The organism is Bradyrhizobium sp. Ken51 (assembly GCF_055807435.1).
The window spans coordinates 423,401-446,095 of record NZ_JBVVPB010000003.1 but is presented as its reverse complement, the minus strand read 5'-3'; the positions used below and the strand labels follow the sequence as shown (position 1 = coordinate 446,095).

The following is a 22,695-nucleotide window of genomic DNA, read 5'->3' as shown; positions in this document are numbered from 1 at the left end:
CCGGGACAAGCCCGGGCATGACGGAACGGAAGGCCGCGTTAGACCGCCGCGCAGACGAAGCCACTGCCCTTGCGCCGGATCTTCCCCACCGACGGCGAGGGGAAATGCGCGGTGCAGCACAGCGTGTCGGTGTCGCAATAGCGTTCCAGGAAGCTGCGGCGCGTCGTTGCTGCCTTGGCCTGATCGACGTCGAATTTCACCGACAGCTCCGGATAGAGCGTCTGGATCGGTGAGTGCATGAGGTCGCCGGAGAACACGGCGTCGTCCTTGCCGTGGCCCATCGTGATGGCGATATGGCCCGGCGTGTGGCCCGGCGTCGGCAGAATACGAACGTGATCGCCGATCTGGTGATCGTTGCCGACGAGTTCGTGGCGTTTGGCCTCGACCACCGGCAGCACGCTGTCGGCGAAGGGCGGCACCTCCGCCTTCGCGTTCTGCTCGGTCCAGTGATCGAATTCCTGCTTGGCGAAGACGTAGCGCGCTTTCGGGAAGGTCGGCACCCAGCGGCCGTTCTCCAGCCGCGTGTTCCAGCCGACGTGATCGACATGCAGATGCGTGCACATCACGAAGTCGATGTCGTCGACCGAGAAACCTGCGGCGGCGAGACCGCGCATATAGGCATCATCAGTCTTCATGTTCCATTTCGGCCGCGGCCGCGGCTTGTCGTTGCCGATGCAGCTGTCGACCAAAATGGTGTGATGCGGCGTCTTGATGACATAGGACTGGAAACACAGGATCAGCGTATCCTGGTCGTCGATCGCCTTGGTTTCTCGCATCCACGCGCGGTTCTCGGCCAGCACCTCCGGCGTCAGACCAGGGATGAGCTCCAGTGCCGGGAGGAACGTCGTCTCCTGCTCGATGATCCGATGAATGGTGAGATCGCCGACCGAGTATTTCAGGCTCATAAGAACTCCTGCGCTTTATGCGGCCGGCGGCACCGAGATCTTCACGGAGGGTCGCTCGAGCATCTTCTGGTGGAAGGCGTCGAGCTTCGGATAGGCCTTGCGCCAGCCGCAATCGGCGAAGCGGAAGTCGACATAGCCGAGCACGCAAACGAGGCCGATCTGCGAGATATCGAACGGGCCGTTGAGCACTTCAGGCATGTTCTCGAAGCGCGCCATGCCGGTCCAGGCCCGATTCCAATGGTCGTCCGACCAAGCCTGCCATTGCAGGCCCTGCGGCCGCACCATCTTCTCGTAGCGGCACAGCAGCATGGAATCGAGCATGCCGTTGATCAGGGAATGATTGGTCTTGGCTTTCCAGCGCCGCGGACCGTAGTCGGGGATCAGGCTGCCGCCGACCATCTCGTTGAGATATTCGACGATGACATAGGAGTCCAAAATAACATCGCCGTCATTGGTGATCAGCACCGGCAGCTTCTTCAGCGGCGTGATGCGCGAATAGTCCTCGTTGGCCGTGCCGGGCGCGACGGCTGCCGGCGTGAACTCGATCTTGTCGATCAGCCCGAGCTCGATCGCGGCGATGCGCACCTTGCGGGCGAAGGGCGAGGCGGGGGAGAAGGTGAGCTTCATGGGACAATTCCCTGCGATCGGTCTTGAGCAAACGGTGTCTCCTCCGTCATGGCCGGGCTTGACCCGGCCATCCACGCGCTTCCGCGTGGTTAGACTGTGAGACGTGGATGCCCGGGACAAGCCCGGGCATGACGACGAGTGTTGCGCTGGCCGCGGCTTACGCCGCGACGATCTCCTGGCGCTGCTCGCCGAGGCCCTCGATGCCGAGCGTGATGACGTCGCCGACATTGAGGAAGGTCGGCGGCTTCATGCCGAGGCCGACGCCGGGCGGGGTGCCCGTCGTGATGATGTCGCCCGGCAGCAGCGTCATGAACTGCGAGACATAGGAGATGCATTTGGCCATCGAGAAGATCATGGTCTTGGTCGATCCGGTCTGGCGACGCTGACCGTTGACGTCGAGCCACATCGGCAGGTTCTGCACGTCCTTGATCTCGTCCTTGGTGGCGAGCCAGGGGCCGAGCGGGCCGAACGTGTCGTGCGACTTGCCCTTGGTCCACTGACCCAGGCGCTCGATCTGAAAGGCGCGCTCGGAGACGTCGTTGCAGACGCAGTAGCCAGCGACGTGGTTGAGCGCGTCGGTTTCCGAGACGTATTTTGCACGCGTGCCGATGATCGCGGCGATCTCGACCTCCCAGTCGAGCTTGGTCGAGCCGCGCGGCTTCTCGACGGCGTCGTTCGGGCCGGACAGCGAGGTGTTGGCCTTCATGAAAATGATCGGCTCGCTCGGGATCTCCGCGCCGGTCTCCTTGGCGTGGTCGCTATAGTTGAGGCCGATCGCCACGAATTTCGACATGCCGGTGACGGGGGCGCCGAACCGCGGCTTGCCGGAGACGGCGGGTAGCGAGGCGGGATCGAGCGCCGCCAGCTTCTTCAGGCTCTCGGGCGAATAGGCCTCGCCGGTCAGGTCCTTCACATGCGCCGACAGGTCCCGCAACTGGCCGGATTTGTCGATCATGCCGGGCTTTTCCGCACCCTTCTCGCCATAACGAACAAGCTTCATTCTCGTTTCTCCCTGGAATGGACCGATCGGTTGAACAGCTTCATGGAACAGGGCGGCGGGAAATTCAACCGCTCAAAGAGGGGCGCATTGCAGCCCTCTCAATTCGGGTGATCGTAGGGGCACGAGACCTAGGCCAGCGCCTCGAACCTGAACGCGTCCCCGTCCCGCCTAATATGCCCGGCCGAAAAATGCCCGCCGATCACCAGCGTCGGGGTGTCGGCAAATCGGCCGAACAATTCGCGCCGCGTCGCCGCCGATTGGCTCTGGTCGGAATCCGCGGTCGAGGACCAGCCGAGATGCGCCATCTGGCAGGGATGATGAGCGACGTCGCCCGTCAGCAGTCCCTGCTCGCCGTCCGACCGGATCAGAATGCTCATATGCCCGGGGCTGTGACCGGGGGTCGGGATCATGCTGATCTCGTCGCTGAGCCGGTGGTCGCTCGCGACCAACTCGGCCCGGTCGGCATCGACGATCGGCTTCACGGAATCGCCAAATACGGCTTGCTTGTCCGGCTCGGTGGAATGGTCGCGCCAATGCTCGTACTCGGTCTTGCCGAAGACATAGCGCGCGTTGGGGAAGGTCGGCACCCATTTGCCGTCGACCAGCTTCGTGTTCCAGCCGACATGGTCGACATGAAGATGCGTGCACAGCACGGTATCGATGCTCTCGGGCGGAAAGCCCGCCGCAATCATCGTCTCCAGGAACGGCGTGGTGCGGTTGTTCCAGGTCGGGAGGTTGCGGCCCTGCTTGTCGTTGCCAAGCCCGGTATCGACCACGATGCGGCGCGTCGGCGTCTCCACCACCAGCGAATGGATCGACATTTTCAGCCGGCCCTCTTCGGTGGCGAAATGCGGGATCAGCCAAGGCAGCTTCTGGATTTCTGCATTGCTCGCCAAGGGCAGAATGAAGCGGGTCGAGCCGACCGTCTCCAATTCCACGACCTCAGTGATTTTGACCCTGCCGACCTTCCACTGCATCCGGCGCATCCTCATGTTCTTGCTTTGACGGGGAACATGCGCAGTTTCGCCGTCAGGCGCAATGGATCATCTGACCCGGTGCGGCGTTATCGCGGGAACCCAGGAAAAGACAAAGGGCCAGTCATGCCAGAGCTTGCGATTTCCGCGGAGAAGGTCGCCTTCATCATCGAAAAGGCGCGTGAATTCGACGTCAAGCAGGCGGATTCCGATCCGGATTCCGGCTCGAATGCGACGGATGACGATTCGGTCGACGTTCTCGAGGATGACGGCTCCGATCCGGTGGTCAACGAACTCGGAAGTTTCATCGTGGCCATGAACGAGGACGAGCAGATCGATCTCGTCACGCTGACCTGGCTCGGTCGCGGCGACGGCACAATCGACGATTGGGACGATTTGCGTGCACGCGCTGTGGAGGCGCGCGCCGAGTATCGCAGTCCCCGGCGCGAGACGGCGCATTATCTGCTCGGTGAGCCGATGCTGGGCGATCTGCTCGCAGACGGGCTCGACGAATTCGGCGTCGACTGGACCGACGGAAACCCAGTCGCCGATTCATCCAGTCCGAGCCAGCGGGACGAAGACGAGATCACCAAGCAGCGGTGATCCGGCCGATATCAGCGCGCGCAGTCAACGACCACGGTGCCGAGCTTGTCGCCTTTCTCGACGGCGACGTGGGCTTGCGCCGTCTCCGACAACGCAAACTGCGCCGCGACATTGTGGATCCGCGGCCCCGCTGCCAGCCATTTCGAGATGTCGGCTTGCGCCGCCGCAAGGAACGCGGGCGGGAGCGCGAACAAGACGAGCGAGCGGAGCGTGATACACTTTTCCATCAGCTCGCGCATCGGTACGGTCGGCGTGCGGTTGCCGTTCGTGGCGTAGACCGCGATGGTCGAATTCATGGCCATCAACTTCAGGGTCGTCGCGATGTTGCCGCCGAAATCGACATCGACCAATTGGTCGACCCCGCGTCCGCCGGTGAAGGCCATGGCCTTGGCAACGACATCTTCGTCCCAGTAATTGACCACGAGATCGGCACCAGCTTGTCGCGCCTGCTCGCCTTTCATCGCCGAGCTGACGGTCGCGATCACCTGCGCGCCGCCCCATTTCGCGAGTTGCACGGCGTAATGCCCGACCGCACCCGCGCCGCCGGTGACCAGCACCGACTTGCCGACGATCGGTCCGTCCGCAAACAGGGAGCACCACGCCGTCATTGCGGGAATGCCCAGCGTCGCGCCTTCCGCAAAAGAGAGATTGTCCGGCAGCGGCGTCACCAGATGCTCGGCAAGCGCGATATGTTCGGCTGCGGTGCCAAAGGCGCGGCCGTTGCGCTGGCCGTTGAACAGCCAGACCCTGTCGCCGATCTTGAACCGCGTCGCGCCATCGCCGATCTGGTCGATAAACCCCGCGCCATCGCTGTTCGGAATGACGCGCGAAAACTCCTTTACGCGATAGCTGCCCCCGCGCCGGCCGACATCGGCCGGATTGATGCCGGAGGCTTCCAGGCGAATACGAACTTCGCCTGGACCCGCGACCGGCGTCGCCATCTCACCATAGGTGAGGACGTCCGCCGCCGGTCCTGTCTCCTCGTACCAGACCGCCCTCACAGCGTTCCCGGGAAGGCACCGCCATCGAGCAGAAGGTTCTGACCGGTGATGAAGCCGGCCCTGCTGCCGCACAGGAATGCGCAGGCGTAGCCGAACTCGTCGGGATCGCCGAAGCGGCCTGCGGGATTGAGCTTGGCGCGCTCGGCCAGAACCTGGTCCGGCGTGATGCCGCGCTTCTCGGATTCCCCCTTCGCGGTGCTGCGCAGTCGGTCGGTCTCGAACGGACCCGGCAACAGGCCGTTGATGGTGACGTTGTTGATTACGGTCTTGCGTGACAGGCCGGCGATGAAGCCGGTGAGGCCGGCGCGCGCGCCGTTGGAGAGACCGAGAATGTCGATCGGCGCCTTCACCGCGGCCGAGGTGATGTTGACGATGCGGCCGAACTTGCGCGCCATCATGCCGTCCACCGTTGACTTGATCAGCTCGATCGGGGTCAGCATGTTGGCGTCGATCGCCTTGATCCAGTCGTCGCGGGTCCAGTTGCGGAAATCGCCGGGCGGCGGTCCACCGGCATTGTTGATCAGGATGTCAGGCTCCGGGCAGGCCTTGAGCACGGCCTCGCGGCCCGCCGGCGTCGTGATGTCGCCGACGATCTCGGTAACCGTCACATCAGGATAGGCCTTGCGGATGTCGTCGGCCGTCTTCTTCAGGGCCTCGGCGCCGCGCGCGGTCAGCGTGACGTGTACGCCGGCTTCGGCCAGCGAGATGGCGCAGGCGCGTCCGAGGCCTTTGCTGGATGCGCAAACGATGGCGCGGCGGCCTTTGATCCCAAGATCCACTGTTTCACTCCCGTAATGTCATGCAGGTTTTTAGAGCCGCTATTCTAGCCAACCTTGGCGCCGCTGATAAGGGACGGGCTCGCATCAAAATGCATGCGCACTTGCGCGGCGATGCAAATGTGCGGGCATGATCCCCAGACAATGAGCTAGATACGCCGCTCCTGCTTGAGGCGGTCGATCGCGGAGGCCGCCTCCGGCGGCAGCGACTTGAAGCCCATCTGCCCGACTGTCGAGAACAGCGGCCGCAGGTGCGAACCGGCGAGGAACGGCGGCTGACGATTGGCCGGCACGATCTGGTCGAACACCAGCACCAAGGTGGTGGCGACGAGGCCGACCCTGATCGCGCCGAGGGCGGCGCCGCCGAGCCGGTCGCCGATGCCGGCCTGCCGTATCGTGTCGCTCAGGGCCAGCCGGCCGAGATGTCCAAACAGCATGCCGACCACCACGAAGATGCCGAAGAACCAGATCCAGTTCTGCAGCAGCGGCGCATTCGGATTGCCCGCGACCTGCGGGACGATCAGCGGCATCAGCGCAACCGCGATGGGGGCGGCGAGGAGATAGGCGAGGATCGTCATGGCGCTGCCGAGCAGGCCGCTCCTGAAACCGAAGCCGATCGCGATTGCGAACGCCGCATAGACGGCGAGATCGAAACTGTTCATACGCGGGAGCCTGCCATGGAACGAGTGAACGCAGAACCGATCATTCCGGTTTCAGATCGTTAAAATCGTCTGTATTGATGGCTGCAAAGCCCAAGGAAAGCGTCATGTCAGACCTATTCGATGTCAGTCAGGAAACCATCCTCGTCACAGGTGCGAGCCAGGGGCTGGGGCGGCAATTTGCCCGGGTGTTGGCGGCGCACGGCGCGGCCGTCGCGCTCGCGGCTCGGCAGACCGACAAGCTGAAGAGCCTGGAAGAGGAGATCCGCGGCAAGGGCGGCCGTGCCGCCGCCGTCGCGCTCGACGTCACCGACACCGCATCGATCGCCAGGGCCGTCGATGCCGCGGAAGCCGCACTCGGCCCGGTCACGGTGCTGATCAACAATGCCGGCATCGCCATCGAAAAGCTCGCGACCGAGCAGACCGAAGCCGATTGGGACGCGGTGATCGGCGCCAATCTCAAGGGCGCCTATTTTCTCGCCACCGAGATCGCGCGCCGCATGGTCGCGCGCAAGCAGGACGGCAACATCGTCAACATCGCGTCCGTGCTCGGCACCGGCGTGCTGAAGGCGGTGTCGCCTTACGCGATCTCCAAGGCCGGCATCATCCAGGCAACCAAAGCGATGGCGCTGGAGCTTGCGGGGCAGAACATCCGCATCAACGCGCTCGCGCCCGGCTACATCGACACCGAGATGAACCATGCGTTCTGGTCGACGCCGTCAGGCGAGCGCCTGACCAAGCGCATCCCGCAGCGCCGTATCGGCGCCGAGTCCGATCTCGACGGCGCGATCCTGCTGCTGGCTTCCAAGGCCTCGCGGTACATGACGGGCAGCGTGGTGACGGTGGACGGCGGGTTTTTGTTGAATTGAGCCCGGCTGTCGTCCGGACAAGCGAGTTCACTCAGGCGTCGTCCCGGACAAGCGCAGCGAAGCGGAGCGTAGATCCGGGACCCATAACCACAGGGAGCAGTTTGGCGAAGACTCGTGGTTACCATCTCACGCCGCAGCTACTCCCTGCGGTTATGGGTCCCGGATCTGCGCTTACGCTTGTCCGGGACGACGGCGGAGTATGACGCGGCAGCTTCGCACTACCGCATCTCCGCCCGGATCATATCCGCCGCCTTCTCCGCGATCATGATGGTCGGCGCATTGGTATTGCCGCCGATCAGTGTCGGCATGATCGAGGCGTCGACGACGCGCAGACCCTCGACGCCGTGCACCTTCAGCGCCGGATCGACCACGGCCATCGCGTCGGTGCCCATCTTGCAGGTGCCGACGGGGTGATAGACGGTGTCGACACGCGCGCGCAGGATGGCGCGGATGTCGTCGTCCGTTCTCACATCGGACGTGAACATGTTCTTCTTCTGCAACGCGCGCATCGCGGGCGTCTCCATCAGCCGTCGCGTGGTCTTGAAGCCCGCGACCATCGTCTCGAGATCCTCCGCCTCGCCCAAGAAATTCGGATCGATCATCGGCGCCGCTAGTGGATCGGCGCTTTTCAGCCAGACGCTGCCACAGCTCTTCGGCCGCAACAGGCAGACATGGCACGAGAAGCCCGCCTCCTTGCGCTTCTTGCGGCCATGGTCGTCGAGCATCGCGATGATGAAGTGCAGCTGGATGTCGGGCACATCGAGGTCGGCCCGGGTCTTCAGGAAGCCGCCACACTCGGCGAAATTGGTGGTCATCAGGCCGCGCCGCTGCCGGCGGTATCGCTGGATGGCGCGGAGCAGGGACGGCAGCCGGCCGATCGATGAGTGGACGAAGTGCGGATAGTCGGAGGCGTAGACGAACACGAAATCCGGATGATCCTGCAGATTGCGTCCTACGCCCGGCAGGTGATGCACGACGCCGATACCGTGCGCGGCAAGCGCCTCGCCCTCGCCGATGCCCGACAGCATCAGCAACTGCGGTGACTGGAAGGCGCCGGCGGCGAGGATCACCTCGCGGCGGGCGCGCAGCTGCTTTGTCTGCTTGCCCTGGACATATTCGATGCCGACCGCGCGCCCACCTTCGAACAGGATGCGCGTGGCATGCGCCTGCGTCTCGACACGCAGATTCGCGCGCTTGCCCATGTGCGGATTCACATAGGCGCGCGCCGCGCTCCAGCGCTCGCCATTATGCTGCGTCACCTGGTAGCTGCCGAGCCCTTCGTGGTCCTCCGCATTGAAGTCCTCGCGGATGCGAAACTGCGCCTCGCGGGCGGCCTGATGGAAGATTTCATGGATCGGATTGTCCGCGCGCAGCCTGTTGACATGCAGCGGGCCGCCCTTGCCATGATACGCGCCGTCAAAATCAGCGTTGTTCTCCGAGCGCTTGAAATAGGGCAGCACGTCCGCGTACGACCAGCCGGCATTGCCGAGCGAGGCCCAGTGGTCGTAGTCCCATTTGTTGCCGCGGATGTAGACCATGGCGTTGATCGCCGAGGAGCCACCGAGCCCCTTGCCGCGCGGTTGATAGCCGATACGGCCGTTCAATCCCTTCTGCGGCACAGTATCGAAGCCCCAGTTCGCGACCTTGTATGGCAAAGCGAGTCCGAACGGCGTGGTGATCCGCCAATTGTCGTTCCGTCCGCCGGCATCGAGCAGCGCCACCGATGTCCCCGCATCCTCCGACAGCCGCCCCGCCACCGCGCAGCCGCCGGAGCCCGCGCCCACGACGACGAAATCGAATGTGTCCGTCACTGATGTTTCCCCCTCTTGCATTTTTCTTCTCGTCATTGCGAGCAAAGCGAAGCAATCCAGACTGTCACCGCGGAGGGATTCTGGATTGCTTCGCTGCGCTCGCAATGACGGAATGCTGAGACCCTACGACATGAACCGCATCAACTTCTCCAGCCGCGCGATCTTGCCGCCGTAGGGCGGATAAAGGTCGGCGAGGCGGTTGAATTTCGAGCGATAGAACACCGGCTTCAGCTTGCTGAACGTGCGAAAGCCCCATTCGCCGTGATAGGCGCCGGTGCCGGACGCGCCGACGCCGCCCATCGGCTGGTGGATTTGCGCGAAGTGAAACAGGCAGTCGTTGATGGTGACGCCGCCGGAGACGGTGCGCGCCAGCACCTCGTCGCGCGCAATGCGGTCCTTGCCGAACCAGTACAGCGCCAGCGGCCGGTCGCGGGCGTTGACGAAGGCGATGGCGTCGGCCGGTTCGCGATAGCCGAGCACCGGCAGCACCGGTCCAAAAATCTCCTCCTGCATGGCCGCCATGTCTGCGGTCGCGCCTGCGATCAGCGTCGGCGGGAATTTGCGGTGCGCCTTCCAGTTCGGATCGTCCGGCTTCGCCGGCTGCAGGATCTTTGCGCCGCGACTTGCCGCATCCGCGACGAGATTCTCCAGCCGCGCATAATGCCGGTCGGAGATCACGGAGGTGTAGTCCTTGGTGGCGGGGTCGGTACCGAACATGCGCCGCATCTGCGCTCGCACTTTTTCGGCGAAGGCCTGCAACGAGCGCTCGGGCACCAGCACATAATCGGGTGCGATGCAGGTCTGCCCGGCATTGAGCAGCTTGCCGTAGGCGATGCGCTCGGCGGCCTCTTCGAGGTCGGCCGAGGCGTCGATGATAACAGGCGACTTGCCGCCGAGCTCGAGCGTCACGGGCGTCAGATTGCGCCCCGCGGCCTCCGCGACCAACCGCCCGACCCGGGTCGAGCCGGTGAATACCAGATGATCGAACGGCAGCGATGCGAAGGCCTTCGCGATCTCGTCCTCGACCCCGGTGACCAGCAACTCCGCAGCGTCGAACCGCTCGGCCACCGTCTCCTTCAGCAGCGCTGAGAAATGCGGCACGATCTCGCTCGGCTTGATGATGACGCGGTTGCCGGCGGCGAGTGCGCCGATGGCGGGCGCGAGCGTCAGCTGCAGCGGATAATTCCAGGGCGCGATGATGCCGACGACGCCGAGCGGCTGCGGCATCAGCCGGTTGCGCGCGGGCAGGAATTGCAGCGTCGTCGAAACGCGCTGCGGCGCCATCCAGCTCTTGAGGTGCTTGGTGGCATGGCGGATCTCGGAGAACACCATCATGGTCTCGGCGATATTGGTCTCGACCGCGCAGCGGTGGCCGAAATCTGCCGAGATCGCCTGCCGGAAGCGCTCCTCGTTGTCGGCGACGACAGTGCGCAGCCGCGCCAGCCGGTCGAGCCGCTCGGCGAGGCCAGGCGCCGGCTCGGCCCGCGACCGCGCAATCATGGCACGGAAGGTCTCCTCAACGGCCCGAAGCGGGGCGCTCGGCGGGGGGCGGTCCGAGGGACGGTCCAAGGCGTGGTCCATGGCGTTCTCCCTCTTTAAGTGGCGTTTCCGCCTGGTTTTGTGGCCGCAAGCTGGCCCCTTGTGGAACTTCTGGCAAGGGCGGGCCGAACAGGCCGTAAATTCGTCCACCGCGCTGTCATAAAGTCGAAAAAAACGTCCGCGCAGCCCTTTCCAAAGCCACCCCGGGTTGGTACATACCGCCCGCACCCAACGGGCTTTGCCCGGGGTTGCCTTCCAAGGAAGCCTTCGGGACGGACGAAGCAAGCCACGCGAACAGCGCCGGCCCTTCATTCACCGTCCCCGGCACTTTCACGAAGGCAAAGCAACGGTTAACGCGGGGTGGAGCAGCCCGGTAGCTCGTCAGGCTCATAACCTGAAGGTCATAGGTTCAAATCCTATCCCCGCAACCAAGTTCGGACCTTACCGGTCCCGATGAGAAAATGGCCCGCGTTGAGCGGGCCATTTTTGTTTCTGGTGTCCTCAAAACTCTTTAATCGCCTTCCCGTCCGCCCCGACCAGCATCGACGGCGCTTCCCCGAACACCAGGCCCTCGGGCTGAAACTTGATCGTCTTGCCGCCCTCGACGAACTCGGCAAAATTTCGTGGCGTCGCCGAGTGCACGCCGTTGGTGAGGAAATCGCCGATCTCGTAGCAGGTGTCGGGCTTGCCGCCGGAGCCTTCGCCCAAGAATTTCTGGAAATTCTGGCTCGTCACCTTGGCCTTCTTGCGGGCCGACCAGTTGGCGTAGCGGCGGTAGAGCTTTGGCAGCATCACCGGGCCCTTGTCGGTCGCGAGCACGCCGGTCTCGTTTGTCTTGGGCTCGCGCAGGTCGAAGTCGAAGGCGCCAATCGTCCTGGCGAGGTGCTTCCAGACTGGCAGCTTTTTCGCGCGCGCGGTCTTGGCGATCGCGAGGAAGGCGCGGATCTCGTCATCATTCATCGAGGAGTAGAACGTCGGATAGGCAAAGCCCTGCTCGACCAGCCAATGGTTGACGTCGACCTTGTGGCCGCGGACCGTCACCTCGATGTCGCCGACCAGCCGTCCATACGTGTCGAACACCTCGTTCGGGGCATCGACATGCGTGAACACCCGGCAGGTGAGCGTCGGCTCGGCGCTACTGCCGAGAAAATCATGCAGCGCCTTGCTCGTCGTCGCGCCGAGAAACTGCCGGTAGGGATGCGTGAGCTCGTGATAGGCCTATCGCCTGGCGTCGGTCAGCCCCTTCTTCTCCGCGGGCGAGAGCGGTGAGGGCTGGTAATGCAGCTCCGGCGCGTCAATGCCCTGGAGGCGAATGGTAAGCTTGCCATTCTTGATCGGCGCCGTGTTGGTGCGGCCCTTGACCTTGGCGTTGTCGAACACATGGGTCGGCTGGAACGGCGCGGTATCGTTCTTGCGAAAGCGGATCGCGTCCGGCGCGATGGTCACCACGACCTTGGTGGTGTCGGCGTCCGACCGCCCCTCCGGCCAGAACTGGCTGACATCAATGGTGCCTTCGACCTCCAGCAGTCCAACGGGCATCGGCCGCTCCTCTCATGGTTCAGAAGGCAGCGAATCATCTTCGCACGACAAGCCCATGACGGAAGACGCGACAGGCACGACACCTCAAGGACGCGCCGGAGGTTCTAACCCGCGCCCTTGTAGCGCGCGGGCGGAGATGATCTTCTGAACGAAGCAGAATGTGTCCGAAGCTCAGGATCTATGCGGGCAGACCATCGTCAGATTGAGCAGCGTCGGCTTGTCCGAGCCCTTCTTGTAGTCCCACTCCAGCCGTATCTCGTGCCGGTGCGCGAAAGCGTCGCTGGCTTCGTGGGTGATGATCTTCGTCTTCATCGGGATCGGCGGCTCGGAGTTGAAGCATTTCCGGACGCAGGCATCGAGCAGATCGCATCGCGTCAGAGGAATGACGCCCGGCTCATCCCTGGACAGGGGGACTGTGTTCGGCTGGGTGCTGAGGTCGACGCGGGCCCGGCCCTTTTCCTTGTGCCAGTACTTGGCGCTGCCCTGCGGCCAGTTCGATGCCGGGTTCAGAATCAAATGGTACTGGCCGTATTCCAAGGTCGGCAGGTCGATGTCGTCGGACTCCTTGAGCTTCGCGACGCTCTTCTTCATGTTCGCCAAAGGATAGTAATTGCTATTCATCAAGTCTCGAAATGCCTTGCCGCTATATACCAGTCCGGCCATCGCCTCTTTCCTTCATATGTCTGTTTGTCAAAATCTCTGGTGCGGTGGCCGAAAATACGCGTCACGCTACGGCCGATCACGCTGTTTGTTGTGCGCAGTCAACGCTACCACTCAGGAATGTATTTCGTCCAGAGAGCCTCCATCCCGTAACGTCGCCTATGTCGCAAGCCCAATTGCCATGCACTTTCCTATAGGTATTGTTAGGTCGAACGCCTCGCGGGGGTTGGGGTGGGGCTGCCGAGGCAGTGGTTGAAGGCGCTGGAATGCATTGCTTCGCTTGTCAGTCGGCGATTGGTCCGGGCGACAGCTGGTGCTCCAAATGCGGAGCGGCGGTGCGCCAGCCCGTCGACCCCGACAGCGAACGACGCTTTGTGACGATTCTGCGTGCCGACGTCGTCGATTCCACAGGTCTTGTTGCCGAACTGGAGCCGGAGGCGGCGGTGTCGCGCCTCGAGCCTGCTCTTGCGGCGATGAGAGGCGCGGTGCGCCAGTTCGGCGGCATCGTCAGCAAGGAGTTGGGTGACGGGTTGGCCGCCGTCTTCGGCGCCCCGATCGCCGACGATAACCATGCGCCCCTGGCCTGCCACGCGGCCATCGAGCTGGTCCGGCGTGTTGGCAGTCTGGGCGATCCAGGACTTCAAGTCCGGGTCGGCCTGCACTCGGGTCATGTGGTGGCCTACATGGTCGCGAGCGAATTTTCCAAGGTCTACGAGATCGGCGGCGCAGCCCAGCACCTCGCGGCTCGGCTGGAGACGGCAGCCGAGGCGAACCAGATCTACGTCTCCGAAGCCTGCCAGGAGCTTGCGGACGGACACGTCCGCTTTGAATTCCTGGGACGCAAGGCGCTCCGTGGTTTCGGCGAGCCCCTGCCTGTCTACCGGGTCATGGGGGCGAGTGATCTGTCGAGCTGGCGGGTCCGACGTGCGCGGAGCGTTTCCAGATTCGTCGACCGCACGACGGAGCGGGCGTTGTTGTGGCGCGCTGCGGATAGGGTTGCTGCCGGCCGGCAGACGGTTCTGCTGATGGGTGACGCCGGCATTGGCAAGTCTCGGCTTGCGCATGAATTCGCGCAGGATCTCCGGGCTGGCGGCTGGCGGCTGATCGATGTCGAGTGCAGTCCGAATCTCCAGGGTGCGCCGTACAGCGCGCTCAAGCGCCTGTTGCTCTCGATCCTTGATACAGCTGCGAGAGATCAGACCAGGACGGATGATCCGAGAGACGCGTTGCCGGTGGTGCAACAGCGGGCCGTCGACGCGATCCTGGATTTGCCGGTTTCCGATCCGCAATGGGATGAATTGGAGCCTCACGCGCGCGGTCGTGCGATTTCAGACGCAAGCTGTGCGATCGTCGAGAGCGTCGCCCGTCGTCAGCGTACGATCCTTTTGATTGAGGACCTGCACTGGATGGATCGGGCCAGCGATGCGGTCGTCGCGACCCTTTCGGGGCTACAATGCCCTGATCTGCTTGTGCTGCTGACGACGCGGCCCAATGGGATGCCGGTTTGGATCGCGAGCTGCCGCGCGGAAATCGTGGCGATGCGGCCTCTCGATGACGATTCAGGCTTGGCCATGCTCGCGGACATGCTTGGTCCCGCCACGACCAACGAAGACCTGAAGAACCGGATCATCTCTCATACGGCCAACGTTCCGCTGTTCATCGAGGAGGTCTGCCGCAGTCTGAAGGACAGCGGCATGCTTCTTGGCCAGTGGGGCGACCTTTCCCTTGCGCGTCCTGTGGACGAACTCGGCATCCCCAGCAGCATTCAGGGTGTGATCGCGGCGCGGCTGGATCGTGTGTCACGACAGGAACGGTCGCTTCTCCAGATCGCCGCGGCGCTTGGACCCCGGGCCGACCAGGCCACACTGCGAAGAGTAGCGGCCGTGCCGGAAGACGTCCTGCAGGATTGCGTTACCGCGCTCGACCGGGCCGAGCTGCTCGTCAGGATCGACAGTGAGTTGGAGGACTCGCTCGAATTCCGCCACGAGATGGTCAGGCAGGTGACCTACGATTCGATGGTCGAGAAGGTGCGGGAAAGCATCCATGCCAGCATTCTGGCGGCTCTCGAGACCGACGAGGCGTGGACCGACGGTCCGGATACGCTCTGCTATCACGCGGCCCGAGCGAAGGATTGGGGGAAGGCTTTTCAGCATGGCAGGAGCGCGGCTCGAAAATGTCTGGTGCGCTCGGCCTTTGCCGAAGCGGTCGATTATTTCGAGATCGCGATGGGTTCTCTCGACAAGACCCCAGTGACGCACGCGCGCGAAACGGACGCCATTGACCTGCGGATGGAGGCGCGGTTGGCCTTTGCCGGGTCGGGGCGTGTCGCCGAAGCCCTGGATTTGGGGAGCGAGGCCGAACGGCGAGCCGATGCGATTGGCGACATTGAACGCAAGGTCGCGGCCATGACCATGAGAGCGGGTGCCCAGAATTTCTATGGAACGCCGGTCGAAGCTGTCGCGATCGGAGAAGATGTGGTGCATCTGGCGGAAAATTCGGGCAATCCCGCCTGGCGCAATCTCGCGCAATACAGTCTCGGGCAGGCCTATTTTCTTTCCGGCCGCTACGATCGCGCCGAGAAGATGCTGGTTACCACCCGTGCCCATCTCTCGGGGCCGGCAGCAAGTGCCCCGATCGGCACGACCCCACGATCTTTGCTCCTGCTCTGCTGCATGATGAACAGCATCACCCACACCGTGATGGGCGAGCTCGATGCCGCCGAGCAGCTCCAGCAGCAAGCCGTCGCAATCGCGGAGGAAACCGGCCGCCCCTACGACCGTGTCGCCGCTGCCTATAGTGGCGGCTGGCTGATGCTCGGCCGCGGCGAGCCGGCGGGGGCCGCGGCCATTCTCGAGGACGGTTTCGTCCTGGCGCAGAAGCACGGCATCCGGCTGTTCGTGCCAGTGCTCGCCTGCCATCTCGGCATGGCCTATCTGGAGCAGGGGCTGTTCGACCGGGCGCGCGGCATGCTGACGGAAGCGCGCGAGGAGGCGAAGGCGGTCGGCTATACCTCGGCGGTGCTGCGCAGCTCGATCTATCTGGCGCTCGCCACCCACCGTCTCGGCGACGTCCAGGCGGCGCAGAACATGCTGCGCGAGGCGCGCAACACCGCGCGGCAACAGGGGTTCTCCGGGCTGGAGGCGGAGGCGCTGTTCGGCGAGGCCGTGGTGACGCCGCCGTCGGATGCGGAGGCCAAGGCGGCGATCCTGAGCGCCCTGCGCGCGACCATCGCGATCGCCACCGAGAGCGGCGCGCTGCCGCTGCGGCACAAAGCCGAGGCGATGCTCAACGAGATGCAGGCGGCGGGTGACGAGCTAAGCTGACGGTAGCGGCGGCCGGGCGGCCAGCGCGGCCGAAATCTGCCCGACGCGTCAAATAAATCCAGCAGGCGCCGCAATGGGTTAGCTACTGTGCATGGGGTTGTTTTTGCCCTTTTATTTGAAGGGTCCCCATGGTCCAGCGCGGAGGAGGGCCCGCTGGTGCGGTCCGCTCCGATGACTCTGCCCTTGCGCGCGCAGCAAGGTCGGCTACCGTCGGCCCTGGCCACACGGCCAGGCGACTTTTGATTTCAATTTTTTAGCATCCGATTTTTCGGCGCCGCGACGGCGCGACGCCCACCGAACGAGGCGGGGCCATGATCACACGGGACCAGTCAGCGCTGCTCGCGCCGGTCGAGCGCGACCTGCGGCTCGATCTCTTTCGCGGCATCGGTCTGTGGATGATCTTCCTCGACCACATTCCGCACGACGTCGTGGCCTGGCTGACCTTGCGCAATTACGGCTTCAGCGATGCCGCCGAATTCTTCGTCTTCATCTCCGGTTATCTGGTCGGCTGGATCTACGGGCCGATCGTCGCGGGCGGCTGGTTTGTCGCCGCGCTGAAGCGGCTGTGGCGGCGCGCGATCGAGATGTATGTCGCCCACATCATGCTGTTCCTGCTGTTCACGGCGCAGATCGCCCGCACCGCGCGCCGCTTCGACAATCCGATGTACGAGCACGAGTTCAACGTGTTCAATTTCCTGTCGCATCCGGACGAGCTGATCGGGCAGGCGATCCTGCTGAAATACAAGCCGGTCAATCTCGACGTGCTGCCGCTCTACATCACGCTGGTGTTCGCATCGCCTTTCATCGTGTGGTGCCTGGTGCGGCGGCCGAACCTGACGCTCGCCGCATCCGTTGTGCTCTATGTGCTGGCGCGCTGGTTCGACTGGAACGTCGCCTCCTATCCGCCCGGCACGCACTGGTACTTCAACCCGTTCTGCTGGCAGCTGATGTTCGTGTTCGCGGCCTGGTGCGGCATCGGCCAGATCGACAAGGTCGCGAGATGGGTGTGGTCAAAGGCGGCGATGGCGCTGGCCGCGGCCTGGCTCGCCTTCGCGCTCCTGATCGTGATGACCTGGCACGTCCCTGCGCTCGAAGCCCTGATCCCGAAGTGGATGATCAAGGCGATCTACCCGATCGACAAGACCGACCTTGACATGCTGCGCTTCACGCATTTCCTGGCGCTGGCGATCTGGGTGACTCATCTCATCTCGCGCAAATGGCGGACCCTGCACAGGGCGTGGCTGCGTCCTGTGATCCTCTGCGGTCAGCATTCGCTGCCGATCTTCTGCCTCGGCGTCTTCCTGTCGTTCTCGGCGCACTGGATCCTGACGCAATACACCAGGGGCGTCTGGGAGCAGCTCGCGGTCTCCGTCGTCGGCATCGTCATCATGATCGCCGCCGCCTGGCTGCTCGACCGGGCCGAACGGGTGCCGAACCTGTTCGTGAAGGTGACGGAGATCGAGGAGGCCGACACCGTCCTGGAAAGTGCGCCTGCGGACAGGTCTGCCGTGGCGCCCGCGGGTCACTGACTATCGCCGGCCTGCATTTCGTCGAGAGATCCAACGGAGAGGTTCATGCCCAGACTTGTGTTGACGATCGCCGGCGCCCTCCTGCTCCTGATCTCTGGTGCATCGGCGCAAGCACCCTCCCCGGAGGCAATGAGCGCGGCGCGCAAGCTCGTGGTCACCTTGAAGATCGCGGAGCAGTATCGCGCGCTGTTGCCGCAGCTCCTGCTCAAGCTGAGGCCCGTGGTCGCGCAGGACAGGCCGGAAATCGAGCGCGACTATGACGCGGTGACGGCACCCGGCTCCGAGATTTACACTCCAGCCCTCACTTCGATGATCGACCAGGTCGCCGCTCTCTATGCCCAGAGCTTCAGCATCGATGAGCTGCGCCAGATCGAGACTTTCTATGCCCAGCCGGCCGGGAAGAAGCTTCTGGAGAAGTCGGATGCGCTGGCGCAGGCAAGCGCGCGGATCAGCCAAGACGTCAGCCAGAAGACGGCCGACGAGTTGAAGCAGCGCCTCATCGAGGCGCTGCGCCAGAAAGGGCACAAGCTCTGAGCTCAACTCTTGCGTAATGGCGCCGCGCTCGCTGGCTGATTTGACGTGGCCGGTCGCCCCGACTACGCTTTTGCGAAGACAAGAAGCGCGTGAATGCCATGGCCTGACTGGGTTCAGGCTGGCAATTCACGCAAAGAGAAAATTCAGGGGAACGGAAATGACCGGCGACATCGCAGCCACCATCTCGAAGGCCCGCGAGCATTCCATCGGCGACATCCTGCGCCGCGCGGCGGGCCGCGATCCGGGCAAGCTTGCGGTGAGCTGCGGCAATGTAAGCTGGACCTTTGCCGAGATGGACGCGATCTGCAATCGGCTCGGCCGCGGCCTGCTTGGCCTCGGCGTGAAAAAGGGTGACCGCCTCGCCGTGCTCTCGCGCAATTCGCACGCCTTTGCGGCGATCCGGTTCGCATTGGCCCGGATCGGCGCGGTGCTGGTGCCAATCAACTTCATGCTCAACCCGGACGAGATCAATTTCATCCTGAAAAGCTCCGGCGCAAAGCTGCTCGCGGCCGGCCCTGATTTCGTCGAGCCCGCGCGCGCGGCCAGCGCCAGGAATTGCGCGGTCGAGAAGATGATCTGGCTGCCGGGGGAGGATCCCGCCACGGCGCCGGCGGGCCTCACCACCTTCGACGATCTCCTCAGCCCCGACGGCTCGTACCTCGAGGCCTCCGTCGACAGCCGTGATCTCGCGCAGATCGTCTACACCAGCGGCACGGAGTCGCTGCCCAAGGGCGCGATGCTGACCCATGAAGCGGTGATGTGGCAGTATGTCAGCTGCATCATCGATGGCGGCATGAGCGTGGACGACAAATTCCTGCACGCGCTTCCGCTCTATCATTGCGCGCAGCTCGACGTGTTCCTGGGACCGCAAATCTATCTCGGCGCCTCCGGCGTGATCACGGGCAAGCCTGCGGCCGACAACATTCTGTCATTGATCCAGACGCACAAGATCACGTCGTTCTTCGCGCCGCCGACGATCTGGATCGCGATGCTGCGCTCGCCCAATTTCGACAAGACGGATTTGTCGACCTTGCAGAAGGGTTATTACGGCGCCTCGATCATGCCGGTGGAGGTGCTGCTCGAGCTCCAGCGCCGCCTGCCCAGCGTGAAGTTCTGGAATTTCTACGGCCAGACCGAGATCGCGCCGCTCGCGACCGTGCTGGGTCCTGCGGACCAGCTGCGCAAGGCCGGCTCGGCGGGCAAGCCAGTGCTCAATGTCGAGACCCGCGTGGTCAACACTTCGATGGAGGATGTGAAGGTCGGAGAGGTGGGCGAGATCGTGCACCGCTCGCCGCATCTGCTCTCCGGCTATTATAACGATCCTGTCAAGACGGCGGCTGCGTTCTCCGGCGGCTGGTTTCACTCCGGCGATCTCGCCACCGTCGATGAAGAGGGTCACATCACTGTGGTCGATCGCGTCAAGGACATGATCAAGACCGGTGGCGAGAACGTCGCGAGCCGCGAGGTCGAGGAGATGGTCTATCGCATCCCCGCAGTGTCCGAGGTTGCGGTGGTAGGCCTGCCCGATCCGCGCTGGATCGAGGCAGTGACTGCGATCGTCGTGGTCAAGAGCGGCGAGAAGCTCGACGAGGACACGGTCATCAAGCATTGCGCCGGCCAGATGGCGCATTTCAAGGTGCCCAAGCGCGTCATATTCGTCGATGCCCTGCCCAAGAACCCGAGCGGCAAGCTGCTCAAGCGCGAGCTGCGCCAACGCTTCGTCGGTGGCGAAACACTCGACAAGGCGATCCAGAAGAATTTTGGGACTTGACGATTCTCCTTCTCGCTCTCCCGCAAGAACGGGGAGAGCGAGAAGGAAGCCTCAATACTTCTTCACGTGGGCGCCGAACGCGAACCACAGCGCCATGGACGCGAGGCCAAAACCGCCGAGCAGCAGGAAGGTCGGGCCGTAGCCGATCCATTGCGCGATCCAGCCGCCAAGCGCGGGACTGAGGCTCGCGCCGATGCCCTGCACGGTGATCACGGCACCCTGGCCGAGATTGATGCGGCCGGTGCCGTTGAGCGAGCGCGCGACCATGCCGGGGACGGCAACCGTCTGGAGTCCCGTACCGAGGCCGTCGAGCACCTGCATCGGTACGACGCCCCACCATCCCGTGACGAAGAATGCGAGCACGCCGCGGATGGGCAGGAACATGAAGGAGACGAGGATGATAGGCCAGTAGTTGCGCTTGCTCGCCGCCTTCATTGCGATCAGCGACGTGATGACCATGACGCCTTGTGCGATCACTACGGTGGTCGCGACGAAGCTCGGTCCGTTGGCCTGGCCTTCGGCGACCGCCGCCAGGCCATAGAGCGGCACGATGGCGGCATTGCCGAGATGGAATAGCGCGAGCGCCAGTGCCAGCACGAGTAGCGCGCGGTGCTTGAGCAGCATCGTGAACGCGTCCGGCGCGCTATCGGGATCGTCTTCCTTGCTGCCGCGCGCGGCGCGATCGTCGATCGCCTTGGCCGGAATCATCATCACGCAGGCGATCGCGATGGCGCCGAACACAGCCGCCAGCACGAACACCGAGACATAGCCGAACTTGTAACCGAGATAGCCCGACAGCGCGGCGCCGACCATGTTGCCGGCATGGTTGAACGCCTGGTTGCGGCCGTTGAGCGCGTTGAAGCCCTTCTGCTTGGCAATGCCGAGCGTGATGCCGGTTACCGCCGGCACGATCGCGGCGCTCGCCAGCGATTGTGCGACCTGCGAGAACGTCACCGCCCAGAAATTCTGCGAGACCAGGATGATAGCGGACGCGAGCACCACGCAGATGCCGGGAATGACGACCCACATGCGCTTGTTGCGGCTGGCGTCGATGAAGCCGCCGATCGGCGTCGTGACCAGCATGCCCGCGACATTGCCGATCGTCATGGCGGTGCCGATCAGCCCGGTCGCCCAGCCGCGCTCCTGGAGGAAGACGCCGACGAAAGGGCCGATGCCCGACTGCATGTCGGCCATGAAGAAGTTGAGAGCGAACAGGGGCCAGATACGAGACGAGGAGGGGGACCGCGATGTCATCGATACCAAAACGGGGTCTCAGCCGGAATACGGCGGGTGGGACATGATCCTTTCAGCCAATCGTTCTGGCGCGGACGAGAGTTTAACGAACGCTGATCGGGTTGGTTCCAGGCCTTGCCGGGGCGGCGGGCCCCATCATCCGTCATCCTGAACGCCGGCCGCAGGCGGGCTTCCAGCCATATCGTTCTTCATATGCAATCGCCCTGCTCACATCTGGGAGGACATGGTCATGACGTTGTCGTCACGCTTCGTTGCGCGTCCTGCTGTCGCGGTCCTCTCGATTGGATTGCTGCTGTGCGGCTTCAGCGGCACGGCGAAAGCGCAACCGACCTACCACTCGCGGCTGCGGCGGCCGTCAGCCGGACGCAGCCGCATCATGATGGATCGTGACATGCGCAACGACATCCTCGTGGCTCTCGCAGCGACCGCATTGGCGAACGTCGTGACAACCCTGAACGCGACGTCCATCGTCCGCGACCACCGCCACTAGACGTCTTTGCGACCGGGCCGAACCAAGTCGGTTCGGCTCCGCTTCGCGGATCGTCTGCGCGTGGCGCCTATGTCCATTCCCGATTGTGAGGCTTGAGAACGAGCCACGCCCGCGCTCTCATGCTATTGCTGCCTCGCAACGACGCGAGGACACCCATGCTCCCCCTTCCCGCCGATATCTTCACCGAACCTGAGGACGTCTCGCCCGACGGCCTTGCCAATCTGGGCCCGCTCCGCCGTCTGGCCGGCGTCTGGCAGGCCGACAAGGGGATCGACATCAATCCGAAGGCGGAGGGACCGGAGCGGCGGACCTTCATCGAGCGCATCCGGATGGACCCGATCGATCCCCAGGCCAACGGGCCGCAGCTGCTCTATGGGTTGCGCTATCACATCCACATCAACACGCCCGAGGAAGACATCACCTTCCACGACCAGGTCGGCTACTGGTTGTGGGAGCCCAAGACCGGGCTGATCATGCAGACGCTGGCGATCCCGCGCGGGCAGGTGCTGCTGGCGTCGGGCAAGGCCGGGCCGGACGACAAAGAGATCTCCGTCACCGCAAAGCGCGGCGACACCGCTTACGGGATCTGCTCGACTGATTTTCTGGAACAAGCGTTCCGCACCGATGCTTACCGCTGCGACATCACCTTCAACGACGAGGGCAGTTGGACCTATCTGATCCAGACCGAGTTGTTCGTGCGCGGCGCGCCGTTCAACCACCGCGACACCAACACGCTCAAACTCGTCGCGCCGCCAAAGCTCAATCCCCTCGCGGTGATCGTGAACGATCGCGCCAAGGGAAATGAGAAGGGCAGTGAGCCGGCAGCCTGAG

General features: G+C 63.8%; 21 protein-coding genes and 1 tRNA gene. 9 read left to right on the top strand and 13 right to left on the bottom strand.

All coding sequences use genetic code 11. The features are described 5' to 3' along the window. Positions 1–38 precede the first annotated feature (38 nt). From AC0L27_RS09140 to AC0L27_RS09125, 4 genes are all read right to left on the bottom strand, one after another. On the bottom strand, positions 39–905 hold the full coding sequence (locus AC0L27_RS09140) for an MBL fold metallo-hydrolase (protein WP_275170824.1): 867 nt from the start codon (positions 903–905) through the stop codon (positions 39–41). Positions 906–920: 15 nt separating this feature from the next. Next, positions 921–1,532, bottom strand: a complete 612-nt coding sequence (locus AC0L27_RS09135) for a glutathione S-transferase family protein (RefSeq protein ID WP_354207727.1) — start codon at positions 1,530–1,532, stop codon at positions 921–923. Between the two features lie 157 nt (positions 1,533–1,689). Continuing rightward, positions 1,690–2,532 carry a fumarylacetoacetate hydrolase family protein gene (locus AC0L27_RS09130; RefSeq protein WP_354207729.1) on the bottom strand — a complete coding sequence of 281 codons (843 nt, stop codon included), beginning with the start codon at positions 2,530–2,532 and terminating at the stop codon, positions 1,690–1,692. A gap of 128 nt (positions 2,533–2,660) precedes the next feature. Further along, on the bottom strand, positions 2,661–3,509 hold the full coding sequence (locus tag AC0L27_RS09125; protein ID WP_354207731.1) for an MBL fold metallo-hydrolase: 849 nt from the start codon (positions 3,507–3,509) through the stop codon (positions 2,661–2,663). Positions 3,510–3,632: 123 nt separating this feature from the next. Between AC0L27_RS09125 and AC0L27_RS09120 the strand changes: the two genes are divergently transcribed. Continuing rightward, positions 3,633–4,109, top strand: a complete 477-nt coding sequence (locus AC0L27_RS09120) for a DUF3775 domain-containing protein (protein ID WP_275170828.1) — start codon at positions 3,633–3,635, stop codon at positions 4,107–4,109. Positions 4,110–4,120: 11 nt separating this feature from the next. Here AC0L27_RS09120 and AC0L27_RS09115 read toward each other — a convergent pair whose 3' ends face one another. From AC0L27_RS09115 to AC0L27_RS09105, 3 genes are all read right to left on the bottom strand, one after another. Beyond that, positions 4,121–5,110, bottom strand: a complete 990-nt coding sequence (locus AC0L27_RS09115) for an NADPH:quinone reductase (protein WP_354207734.1) — start codon at positions 5,108–5,110, stop codon at positions 4,121–4,123. Then, entirely contained in the window at positions 5,107–5,889 is a 783-nt protein-coding gene (locus tag AC0L27_RS09110) for an SDR family oxidoreductase (RefSeq protein WP_027570121.1), read from the bottom strand. The genes AC0L27_RS09115 and AC0L27_RS09110 overlap by 4 nt, the downstream gene beginning before the upstream one ends. A 146-nt stretch (positions 5,890–6,035) precedes the next feature. Further along, complete coding sequence (locus AC0L27_RS09105; protein WP_275170830.1) at positions 6,036–6,548, bottom strand: CvpA family protein; 513 nt, start codon at positions 6,546–6,548, stop codon at positions 6,036–6,038. A gap of 104 nt (positions 6,549–6,652) precedes the next feature. Between AC0L27_RS09105 and AC0L27_RS09100 the strand changes: the two genes are divergently transcribed. Continuing rightward, positions 6,653–7,414, top strand: coding sequence for an SDR family oxidoreductase (locus AC0L27_RS09100; protein ID WP_275170831.1), 762 nt, complete (start codon positions 6,653–6,655; stop codon positions 7,412–7,414). 218 nt (positions 7,415–7,632) lie between these two features. Here the strand turns inward: AC0L27_RS09100 and AC0L27_RS09095 are convergent, their stop codons facing one another. Further along, on the bottom strand, positions 7,633–9,225 hold the full coding sequence (locus AC0L27_RS09095; RefSeq protein WP_473318676.1) for a GMC family oxidoreductase: 1,593 nt from the start codon (positions 9,223–9,225) through the stop codon (positions 7,633–7,635). A gap of 123 nt (positions 9,226–9,348) precedes the next feature. Then, the gene (locus tag AC0L27_RS09090; RefSeq protein ID WP_354255934.1) at positions 9,349–10,806 is read right to left on the bottom strand and encodes a coniferyl aldehyde dehydrogenase; all 1,458 of its coding nucleotides are present in this window, start codon (positions 10,804–10,806) and stop codon (positions 9,349–9,351) included. A gap of 312 nt (positions 10,807–11,118) precedes the next feature. Here AC0L27_RS09090 and AC0L27_RS09085 point away from each other — a divergent pair. Then, a tRNA-Met gene (locus AC0L27_RS09085) sits at positions 11,119–11,195 on the top strand. Positions 11,196–11,265: 70 nt separating this feature from the next. Here AC0L27_RS09085 and AC0L27_RS09080 read toward each other — a convergent pair. The 3 genes from AC0L27_RS09080 to AC0L27_RS09070 all read right to left on the bottom strand — a co-directional run bounded on the left by AC0L27_RS09080 (position 11,266) and on the right by AC0L27_RS09070 (position 12,966). Beyond that, entirely contained in the window at positions 11,266–11,922 is a 657-nt protein-coding gene (locus AC0L27_RS09080; RefSeq protein WP_354207935.1) for a thermonuclease family protein, read from the bottom strand. A 60-nt stretch (positions 11,923–11,982) separates the two neighbouring features. Further along, complete coding sequence (locus AC0L27_RS09075) at positions 11,983–12,303, bottom strand: hypothetical protein (protein ID WP_354207741.1); 321 nt, start codon at positions 12,301–12,303, stop codon at positions 11,983–11,985. A gap of 171 nt (positions 12,304–12,474) precedes the next feature. Next, on the bottom strand, positions 12,475–12,966 hold the full coding sequence (locus AC0L27_RS09070; RefSeq protein WP_354207743.1) for a hypothetical protein: 492 nt from the start codon (positions 12,964–12,966) through the stop codon (positions 12,475–12,477). A gap of 263 nt (positions 12,967–13,229) precedes the next feature. Here AC0L27_RS09070 and AC0L27_RS09065 point away from each other — a divergent pair, with 263 nt between their 5' ends. The 4 genes from AC0L27_RS09065 to AC0L27_RS09050 all read left to right on the top strand — a co-directional run bounded on the left by AC0L27_RS09065 (position 13,230) and on the right by AC0L27_RS09050 (position 20,120). Then, positions 13,230–16,286: an ATP-binding protein gene (locus AC0L27_RS09065; protein WP_354207745.1), complete on the top strand. Its 3,057-nt coding sequence runs from the start codon at positions 13,230–13,232 to the stop codon at positions 16,284–16,286. A 311-nt stretch (positions 16,287–16,597) separates the two neighbouring features. Continuing rightward, positions 16,598–17,815: an OpgC domain-containing protein gene (locus AC0L27_RS09060; protein ID WP_354207747.1), complete on the top strand. Its 1,218-nt coding sequence runs from the start codon at positions 16,598–16,600 to the stop codon at positions 17,813–17,815. A 45-nt stretch (positions 17,816–17,860) separates the two neighbouring features. Further along, on the top strand, positions 17,861–18,349 hold the full coding sequence (locus AC0L27_RS09055; protein WP_354207749.1) for a DUF2059 domain-containing protein: 489 nt from the start codon (positions 17,861–17,863) through the stop codon (positions 18,347–18,349). Positions 18,350–18,506: 157 nt separating this feature from the next. After that, positions 18,507–20,120: an acyl-CoA synthetase gene (locus tag AC0L27_RS09050; protein WP_354207751.1), complete on the top strand. Its 1,614-nt coding sequence runs from the start codon at positions 18,507–18,509 to the stop codon at positions 20,118–20,120. 51 nt (positions 20,121–20,171) lie between these two features. Here the strand turns inward: AC0L27_RS09050 and AC0L27_RS09045 are convergent, their stop codons facing one another. After that, complete coding sequence (locus tag AC0L27_RS09045; protein ID WP_354207753.1) at positions 20,172–21,374, bottom strand: MFS transporter; 1,203 nt, start codon at positions 21,372–21,374, stop codon at positions 20,172–20,174. A gap of 229 nt (positions 21,375–21,603) precedes the next feature. On the opposite strand from AC0L27_RS09045, the gene AC0L27_RS09040 reads away from it, so the two are divergent. Continuing rightward, positions 21,604–21,864: a hypothetical protein gene (locus AC0L27_RS09040; RefSeq protein WP_275170841.1), complete on the top strand. Its 261-nt coding sequence runs from the start codon at positions 21,604–21,606 to the stop codon at positions 21,862–21,864. A gap of 155 nt (positions 21,865–22,019) precedes the next feature. After that, complete coding sequence (locus AC0L27_RS09035; protein ID WP_354207756.1) at positions 22,020–22,694, top strand: FABP family protein; 675 nt, start codon at positions 22,020–22,022, stop codon at positions 22,692–22,694. Position 22,695 lies beyond the last annotated feature (1 nt).

What these genes read in the sequence shown, in the direction of transcription:
- AC0L27_RS09140 (WP_275170824.1), bottom strand. Translation starts at nt 905, where the DNA reads ATGAGCCTGAAATACTCGGTCGGCGATCTCACCATTCATCGGATCATC.
- AC0L27_RS09135 (WP_354207727.1), bottom strand. Translation starts at nt 1,532, where the DNA reads ATGAAGCTCACCTTCTCCCCCGCCTCGCCCTTCGCCCGCAAGGTGCGC.
- AC0L27_RS09130 (WP_354207729.1), bottom strand. Translation starts at nt 2,532, where the DNA reads ATGAAGCTTGTTCGTTATGGCGAGAAGGGTGCGGAAAAGCCCGGCATG.
- AC0L27_RS09125 (WP_354207731.1), bottom strand. Translation starts at nt 3,509, where the DNA reads ATGCAGTGGAAGGTCGGCAGGGTCAAAATCACTGAGGTCGTGGAATTG.
- AC0L27_RS09120 (WP_275170828.1), top strand. Translation starts at nt 3,633, where the DNA reads ATGCCAGAGCTTGCGATTTCCGCGGAGAAGGTCGCCTTCATCATCGAA.
- AC0L27_RS09105 (WP_275170830.1), bottom strand. Translation starts at nt 6,548, where the DNA reads ATGAACAGTTTCGATCTCGCCGTCTATGCGGCGTTCGCAATCGCGATC.
- AC0L27_RS09100 (WP_275170831.1), top strand. Translation starts at nt 6,653, where the DNA reads ATGTCAGACCTATTCGATGTCAGTCAGGAAACCATCCTCGTCACAGGT.
- AC0L27_RS09090 (WP_354255934.1), bottom strand. Translation starts at nt 10,806, where the DNA reads ATGGACCACGCCTTGGACCGTCCCTCGGACCGCCCCCCGCCGAGCGCC.
- AC0L27_RS09075 (WP_354207741.1), bottom strand. Translation starts at nt 12,303, where the DNA reads ATGCCCGTTGGACTGCTGGAGGTCGAAGGCACCATTGATGTCAGCCAG.
- AC0L27_RS09070 (WP_354207743.1), bottom strand. Translation starts at nt 12,966, where the DNA reads ATGGCCGGACTGGTATATAGCGGCAAGGCATTTCGAGACTTGATGAAT.
- AC0L27_RS09065 (WP_354207745.1), top strand. Translation starts at nt 13,230, where the DNA reads ATGCATTGCTTCGCTTGTCAGTCGGCGATTGGTCCGGGCGACAGCTGG.
- AC0L27_RS09060 (WP_354207747.1), top strand. Translation starts at nt 16,598, where the DNA reads ATGATCACACGGGACCAGTCAGCGCTGCTCGCGCCGGTCGAGCGCGAC.
- AC0L27_RS09055 (WP_354207749.1), top strand. Translation starts at nt 17,861, where the DNA reads ATGCCCAGACTTGTGTTGACGATCGCCGGCGCCCTCCTGCTCCTGATC.
- AC0L27_RS09050 (WP_354207751.1), top strand. Translation starts at nt 18,507, where the DNA reads ATGACCGGCGACATCGCAGCCACCATCTCGAAGGCCCGCGAGCATTCC.
- AC0L27_RS09045 (WP_354207753.1), bottom strand. Translation starts at nt 21,374, where the DNA reads ATGACATCGCGGTCCCCCTCCTCGTCTCGTATCTGGCCCCTGTTCGCT.
- AC0L27_RS09040 (WP_275170841.1), top strand. Translation starts at nt 21,604, where the DNA reads ATGACGTTGTCGTCACGCTTCGTTGCGCGTCCTGCTGTCGCGGTCCTC.
- AC0L27_RS09035 (WP_354207756.1), top strand. Translation starts at nt 22,020, where the DNA reads ATGCTCCCCCTTCCCGCCGATATCTTCACCGAACCTGAGGACGTCTCG.